This window comes from Arthrobacter sp. P4_F10 (assembly GCF_056401435.1).
Genome location: NZ_JBFUJJ010000091.1, coordinates 1 through 1928 on the forward strand (window position 1 = coordinate 1; position 1928 = coordinate 1928).

At 55.4% G+C, this 1928-nt stretch carries 1 rRNA gene; it reads left to right on the top strand.

What is annotated here, in order from left to right:
* Window positions 1-388 precede the first annotated feature (388 nt).
* Window positions 389-1928: ribosomal RNA gene (locus AC1DR1_RS23120) — 23S ribosomal RNA — on the top strand; the annotation flags it as partial.

Sequence of the window (1928 nt, forward strand, 5' to 3'; positions counted from 1 at the left end):
GAGTGTTCCTGGAACGGTGTGGGGTCAGTGGGGGCGGTTTAGTGTTTGGCACACTGTTGGGTCCTGAGGCAACAGGACCATGGCGCGGCCGCGTTGCTCTTCCTTTGGGGGGGGTGCGTGGTTGTGCTGTGGGACTTGTGTTTCTGGTTTCCTGGCTGCACCGATCATACGGTTGTTCCTGTCTTTTGGGGCGGGGCGTGTGTGGGGTGTGTGGTACGGGGTTGTTGTTTGAGAACTACATAGTGGACGCGAGCATCTTTTATAAGAAGCAATTTCCAAGAATATGAACCTGGATCTGTGCCGTTGCTCTGGTTGTGCCCCTTGGGGTGTGGCTGGTGTGCGGTGTGGTTTTCATGGTTCTCTCGAAAATTACTCCTTGATCTTTTGTGGTCAAGTTTTTAAGAGCACACGGTGGATGCCTTGGCATTAGGAGCCGAAGAAGGACGTAGGAATCTGCGATAAGCCTGGGGGAGTCGATAACCGGACTGTGATCCCAGGGTGTCCGAATGGGGAAACCCCGCCAGGGGCGCGAGCTGCCTGGTGACCCGCATCTGAACACATAGGGTGCGTGGAGGGAACGCGGGGAAGTGAAACATCTCAGTACCCGCAGGAAGAGAAAACAATAGTGATTCCGTCAGTAGTGGCGAGCGAACGCGGATCAGGCTAAACCGTTCCATGTGTGATAGCCGGCGGGCGTTGCATGGTCGGGGTTGTGGGACTTCCCATTCTGTCTCTGCCGGGACAGTGGGGTGAGAGTGCAGGCATAGGTGAACGGTCTTGAAAGGCCGGCCGTAGAGGGTGTGAGCCCCGTAACCGAAATGTTGTGCACCGCCTGGTGAAGTATCCCAAGTAGCACGGGGCCCGAGAAATCCCGTGCGAATCTGTCAGGACCACCTGATAAGCCTAAATACTCCCTAATGACCGATAGCGGACCAGTACCGTGAGGGAAAGGTGAAAAGTACCCCGGGAGGGGAGTGAAACAGTACCTGAAACCGTGTGCTTACAATCCGTCGGAGCAACCGCAGCTTGCTGTGTAGTTGTGACGGCGTGCCTTTTGAAGAATGAGCCTGCGAGTTAGTGTTACGTCGCGAGGTTAACCCGTGTGGGGAAGCCGTAGCGAAAGCGAGTCTGAATAGGGCGTTGCAGTGGCGTGATCTAGACCCGAAGCGAAGTGATCTACCCATGGCCAGGTTGAAGCGACGGTAAGACGTCGTGGAGGACCGAACCCACTTCAGTTGAAAATGGAGGGGATGAGCTGTGGGTAGGGGTGAAAGGCCAATCAAACTTCGTGATAGCTGGTTCTCCCCGAAATGCATTTAGGTGCAGCGTTGCGTGTTTCTTACCGGAGGTAGAGCTACTGGATGGCTAATGGGCCCTACAAGGTTACTGACGTCAGCCAAACTCCGAATGCCGGTAAGTGAGAGCGCAGCAGTGAGACTGTGGGGGATAAGCTTCATAGTCGAGAGGGAAACAGCCCAGACCACCAACTAAGGCCCCTAAGCGTGTGCTAAGTGGGAAAGGATGTGGAGTTGCGAAGACAACCAGGAGGTTGGCTTAGAAGCAGCCATCCTTAAAAGAGTGCGTAATAGCTCACTGGTCAAGTGATTCCGCGCCGACAATGTAGCGGGGCTCAAGTACACCGCCGAAGTTGTGGATTTCAGACAATAGCCAAGCCCTTGTGGTTCAGGCGTCTGGAGTGGTAGGGGAGCGTCGTGTGGGCAGTGAAGTCGCGGTGGAAACCAGCGGTGGAGCCTACACGAGTGAGAATGCAGGCATGAGTAGCGAAAGACGGGTGAGAAACCCGTCCGCCGGATGATCAAGGGTTCCAGGGTCAAGCTAATCTGCCCTGGGTAAGTCGGGACCTAAGGCGAGGCCGACAGGCGTAGTCGATGGACAACGGGTTGATATTCCCGTACCGGCGAAAAACC